This window comes from Nostoc flagelliforme FACHB-838 (assembly GCF_014698065.1).
Classification (GTDB): Bacteria; Cyanobacteriota; Cyanobacteriia; order Cyanobacteriales; family Nostocaceae; genus Nostoc; species Nostoc flagelliforme_B.
In genome coordinates, this window is record NZ_JACJSI010000356.1 from 1 (window position 1) to 5,975 (window position 5,975).

Annotated in this window: 3 protein-coding genes and 2 pseudogenes; 4 read left to right on the top strand and 1 reads right to left on the bottom strand. The window is 33.7% G+C overall.

Annotated features, from left to right (window positions below; genetic code table 11):
• From H6G97_RS43520 to H6G97_RS43535, 4 genes and pseudogenes are all read left to right on the top strand, one after another.
• Positions 1-204: pseudogene (locus H6G97_RS43520) on the top strand (hypothetical protein); the annotation flags it as partial.
• A gap of 433 nt (positions 205-637) precedes the next feature.
• Positions 638-1,747 carry a hypothetical protein gene (locus H6G97_RS43525; protein ID WP_190946716.1) on the top strand — a complete coding sequence of 370 codons (1,110 nt, stop codon included), beginning with the start codon at positions 638-640 and terminating at the stop codon, positions 1,745-1,747.
• A 265-nt stretch (positions 1,748-2,012) separates the two neighbouring features.
• Positions 2,013-2,654: an HAD family hydrolase gene (locus tag H6G97_RS43530; RefSeq protein WP_190946717.1), complete on the top strand. Its 642-nt coding sequence runs from the start codon at positions 2,013-2,015 to the stop codon at positions 2,652-2,654.
• Positions 2,655-3,286: 632 nt separating this feature from the next.
• Positions 3,287-4,474, top strand: a complete 1,188-nt coding sequence (locus tag H6G97_RS43535) for an MFS transporter (RefSeq protein WP_190946718.1) — start codon at positions 3,287-3,289, stop codon at positions 4,472-4,474.
• Between the two features lie 215 nt (positions 4,475-4,689).
• Here H6G97_RS43535 and H6G97_RS43540 read toward each other — a convergent pair.
• Positions 4,690-5,408: pseudogene (locus H6G97_RS43540) on the bottom strand (IS1 family transposase).
• Positions 5,409-5,975 lie beyond the last annotated feature (567 nt).

Consider the following 5,975-nt stretch of genomic DNA (forward strand, 5'->3'; position numbering starts at 1 on the left):
ATGCCAGTTATGCGAGATCACCCTAATTACCATATCCAAGCGCGGACTGTCGGCATTTCAAAATTTTTGCACGCCGGAAAATGTACAGGTACACACCTGCATTTGGAAGTCCCACCTGGGGTAATTGACCCTCGTGTTGGAGTATCCTACAACTCGACATCAATTGAGCGAGAAGAACGACCTTTTGCCGCTACCTACAAATAAAGGCGGTGCAATTAAGGAGAAGATTAAACAAACCCTAGCTATACTTGGCTAACTTACTGCAATTAGATTTTTGTCAATGCGCAAGTCTTAAAATCAGCAATTCTAACACGGAAAAAGGACATAAATATTCTATATTTTTCATCAAAAATCAGGTAGTTTTGACGACTATAGCTATCAAATTTTTATTGGTCGAAAAATAGCGCAAAAAAATTATAAATAATTTACATTTAACTGCATTATTTATGGCACTTTTTTTATTATTTTGCATCTTGAAATAAGAGAATAAACAACATATTCTAGGAAGAAGACAAGGCAATTAAAAAGTCTAATCGCAAGTCAAAAAGCTTGAATAAGGACTACATTTTCAAATGGCTAATATTAGAACTGTTATTCTAAAATAGTCAAATTAAAATCAAGCATAAAAGGAAATTAAATGACAACTAATCTCAACATTAGAAATAATACTTTGGATGATAACTTTCAAATCGCTCCTTTACGCCCAATTGATTTTCATTGTCATGGTGTTGGTAGTTTTGATTTTGCAGAAGTTGCTAACATAGTTCTTGACAGAGTAGAGAAAAGTTTAGTAGCAGATGGTGTTAGAGCAATACTGACTTTATATCTGCCAGAACATCAATTTAATAACTTTCTTGAGTTGATAGAGGCTTACAATGAAGGACGTAAAGAAGGGCGGTATTTGTACATTGTAGGTATTGCACTTGAAGGACCAATACTTGCAAGTCCTGGAGGCACACCCAAACAGGGGGTTTGGATACCTACTAGACATCACTGGCAAATTTTTTCCGCTTGTGGAGAGAAGGGTCTTAAATACGTTGTTTTATCACCGAATGCAGATTTAACTAAACACTCTAGTAAAACTGATGATACCTACCCTCCAAATGTACAATGGATTGTAGAAACTTTAATGGATGGTGGAGTTAGTCCGGCATTAGGTCATTTCGGTAAAAAAAGCAATGCCGAAGTCTGTGTACGTGCTATGGAAAAAATTCTTGATATTGTTGCAAATCGTAGTGATAAACCTATTGTCACAGATCATCTATTTAATGATATGCCTCTTAATTTCAAGAATGCATGGAGAACTTTGTCAGCTAAAGCATTGCGAGAAAGTGAGCTTGAAGAACTTGATTTAGAAAACTGGAATTTAAAAAATCTACGAGAACGTATGGGAATTGTTCCTGCAACTATGATTGAGGCGGCATTGGCTGGACTGCTTAAAATTTGTATTAATTTTGATGGTGAACATGTAGATTTAGCTATTTCTAAAAAAACAGTGGAACTTGTAGGTTCACATAACTTAATGATTATGACAGATAGAATTCAAAGTGAGATTCTTGCTGGACAACGATTATATAAATGTAGTGGTTCTTCACTTCTTTATCAGAATGAAGGTATTGTTGCTGGAGGCTCTCAAGCTATAGCACAACAAATTCAAAATATGCGTATGGTAGGTATTCCTGAGACAGATATTCGTAATATAGTCTCTATCACTCCTGCTAAAGTTTTAGACATTACTCCTTACTAAGTACAGCATTTCATTAATTCGTAGCAAATTAAATTTTGCAATAAGGTGCAATGCGATCGCTTCCCGATACAATGCGATTGCATCCCCCTGCATTTAAAAACGCTACGCTTTTACGCAAAACTGTACTAAGTTATTGCTTTTTTAGTTAATAATAGGTCATAAATATTTTTTAAATATGATGTATTATTAACTAATTAGTTATAGTTTTTAAGTGAATTTTATGCGAACAATAAAAGTTGTTATTTCATAATTAGGAGAATTTAAAATGGCAGTTAATCTTGTTATTTTTGACTGTGATGGGGTTCTTGTAGACAGTGAACCACTTACTAATCGCGCACTTACATATATTCTCAATGACATAGGAATCAAAATTACTTATGAAGAAGTTTTAGAAACTTTCGTTGGTAAATCTTTTTCTAACTGTCTTGAAATTATCGAGTATAAATTACAAAGACCTCTATCAAAATCTTTTTCTAAAGATTTTGAAGAAATTACTTTTAAACTATTTGAACAAGAATTGAAACCTGTTGATGGGGTAACTGAGATACTTGATAGCATTATGGTAAAAACATGTATTGCGTCTTCAGGAAGTCATGAAAAGTTAAGTAAAACATTGAGTTTAACTGGTTTATTACCACGATTCACGAATAGAATATTTAGTGTAACTGAAGTGACTAGAGGTAAACCTTATCCAGATATCTTTCTTCATGCTGCTAATGAAATGGGAGAACACCCGAAAAATTGTGTTGTAATTGAAGACTCAATTCCTGGAGTTCTCGCTGCTGTAGCTGCAAATATGAAAGTTTTTGGTTATGCAGAAAGGACAGATCCTCAACGGTTAGCACAAGCAGGAGCAATTGTTTTTAATAGTATGAAACAATTACCTGAATTGCTTAATAGCATCTAAATAAGCCAAAGAAAATTAGAACCTTAAGTAGGTAGGCATAAAAAATCAAACTATGTCAAGGCAAGTAAATAGTGAGGTAACTAAAATATGGATCGTGCTTAAGAGAATGTTTTAAAAGCGTCGTTTGCTCTCATTGTGAGCATGATAAAGTATCTCAGTACATCGCTGAAACCTTGTTTTTTTGTTGTAGTTGACCTCAGTCAGACCGGATAAATTATACCTTTTGGGACTTTTAAAACAACCTCTAAAGGTATTTGTAACTCGTGAGCTAGACCCAACCCTTTTCAACTTGTAACTATATTTTAACTTGTAAGTAAGAAAAATTTTTGGTTCTACTGATCCCCTTATAAAAAAAGTAGTTTGACTGAAAAAAAGACTTAAAAACCAACAAAAAGATATAGCTGTAACTTATGTATGACAAGGGTTTGTAATTTTTCTTTAAGGGATGAATATCTGGAAAAATATAACTAAATTTACTAGAAATCAAATTTTAGTGTTTGCAAATTTTAGATTACGATGCCTACTATCCTGGCACTTTAGTGTTAAATCTCCATAAGGAGATCGGTAGAGCCAAATTTTTAAATATATCAGTAAAGACATTTATTTAACTACTAATATTTTAAGTTCATATTATGAATAAAAACTTCGTAATTTTTCTTTTAGCTTATGCAATTTCTAATTTTGGTAATTGGTTAACCTTCGCGGCTGTTTCTTACTTAACTTTCCAAAATGGAGGAACTACTACAGTTGCAATACTACAAATAATGCCTATCCTTACTTTATCTATTTTTGGTTCTGGCATTGGTTTACTGGTTGATTATAAACCAGCTAAAAAAACTATACTATTTACAATGTTTTTTTTAGGAGTTCAAACATTATTCTATCTTTTTTATCAATGGCAGCTATATATGTTTTTAATGTCTATACAAGCTATATTTCATTTTACATTTATGGCTGCTTATAATCGATTTTTTCCTGCACTTGTAGAAGACAGTTACTTAGATAAAGCCTGTGGTATAGTTAACCTAATATCTCAAATAGCTGTAACTATTGGATTAACATCTGGGACATATTTAACTAACATTATAGGAACAAAAGTTTTTCTTATTGATGTAGCAACATTTGTAATCGCTATAGCAGCAATATCCACTATTCCAGTTGAAGTTAAAGGAATATTGAAAAAAGAATCTATTAATTTTACACAAACTGAAAAAAAATACAACTTTATATCTGATATATTAGAAGGAATTAAATATATTATAAATAATGAAGAATATAAAACTATTGTAATTTTCTACACTTTAGCTCACGTGTGTTGGGGTTTAAAAGACGTAATTGCTCTAGCTATTGTTGAAAAACAATTAAAGTTACCATTAGAATGGACAGGTCTTTATATGGCTACATCAACTATAGCAGAAATATTTGCCTCAATTCTTATTGCTCATGGTTTAATTAACTCTACTTCAAATAGTATTCAAAAAATCGAGAGTGGAATTTGCTTACTATCATTATCATTTGTCGGGACATCTTTATCTTCTTCACCATTAATTGGTTTTAGTTTCAAATTTTCAGAAGGTTTTGCTTCTGCCATCACAGGTGTAATCTGCCATAATATATTATTATTACGTTCTCCTCAAAACTTACGCGGTAGACTATCAGGAATTATTGGCATGTTAACAAACCTTTCCTTACTTGGAGGAAAGCTACTAGCTGGTATTTTTAGTGATTTGTTTACTCCTCAAGCTGTTTGCGGTTGGGTTGGTGGTGCAGTATTTATAGTTACAATAATTTTTATCAGAAAGAATTTAAACAAAGTTTAAACTAAAAACATATTTTCAATGCTAAACCTTACCCTGATGATAAAAAACTTGCGGAATTTTTCTTAGATACAGCAGATTGCGGCTAAATGAGGTACATTAATAATTAGTGTATCAATTAGGACAATCCAAAACCATACCTGCAAACGCTCTGGTTGTTCTCGCGCTATCGATAAATATTGAGCAAGTTTTTCGGCGTTGCTGAATCAAAGTATGAATCATGCGATCGCCTTAAACTTGCGGGTGCATAGCGCTTGCAGTGCATCCTCACCGTACTTAAGATAATGTATTACTAATCGAATCGAATGCCTAAGCATTTCCTCTGATTTGGAGTAACAAAAAGTTTTCCGATGTAATCGAGCCAAATAATGTCTTAAACGACTGTTTTCTCCCCCTACTCTTGTCATATAAGTTTTGCTCACAAGATGATCTTCATCGCTGATAAAACAAGGGTAAACAGCATATCCGTCAGTGACATAAAAATAAGACTGCCAACATTTTATAATTTGCCATAAAAGTTTAAATGTTTCTGAACTTCTATCGCCTAAAACCCAGGCTAAGATACCTGGAGTATGCTTATTCACAGCAGTCCACAACCAAATTTTATTTTTTTTTACCTACAAAAGTTTCTAGTTCATCTACCTGTGTAATTTCGGGGATTTCATCATAATCTGGAGCATTTGGTAACGCGTTACCAATCGTTTTTACCCAATTTATGATTGTTGTATGATGTACTTTTTTAACTCGTTCTATTGCACGGAAGCCAGAACCATTGACATACATCTCTAAACACTCTTGTTTAATTTCTTCCGAGTATCCTTGGGCTGCGTAAGAATCTATGAACTGACGACCGCAATTCACACAAATGTAATTTTGTTTACCATGTTTTTTTCCAATATGAGCGTATATGAGTTGATTCACACCTTGGACAAAGCAAGCGCGATCGCTTGAATTCATACTTCAATTATGCAACGCCAGTTTTTCTTTAAAATTCGCTCTTTCGATTGGGTTTTGTTTAAGTCCCGTTATGCAACTTAAGTGCCGATTAGCTTACAATACCACGCAGTTGACATAATTTGTCAATCTTTTTCAAATTGTACATATTGGGTGAGATTAGCAAGCCTGTCATTTGCCGCCACTTACATGCATATTGTCAGTTTGGTTTTAATGCAGACATGATTATCACCTTTTAGGGGTTGCGGAATAGAAATATGAATTAGTGCGATCGCGCTTGCTTTGTCCAAGGTGTGCGTCAACTGATATTTGCAAGAAACTAAAATTTCTAGACAAAAATCAGCATAAGGTATAAATTAATCTATATAGTGCGGAAATGAATATTAAATATCTATAATTTAGCTACAGCTTGCGACTCTGCACTTATTTCCTTGACGCGGGCGTGTCCCTTTTATGAAGGACAGGCGTTAGGGCTAGCCACACGTACAATTCGTTATCGAGGTAGCGAAACCTTCGGTTGGGAGGGAGTTTATACTAATTTACAACCTGT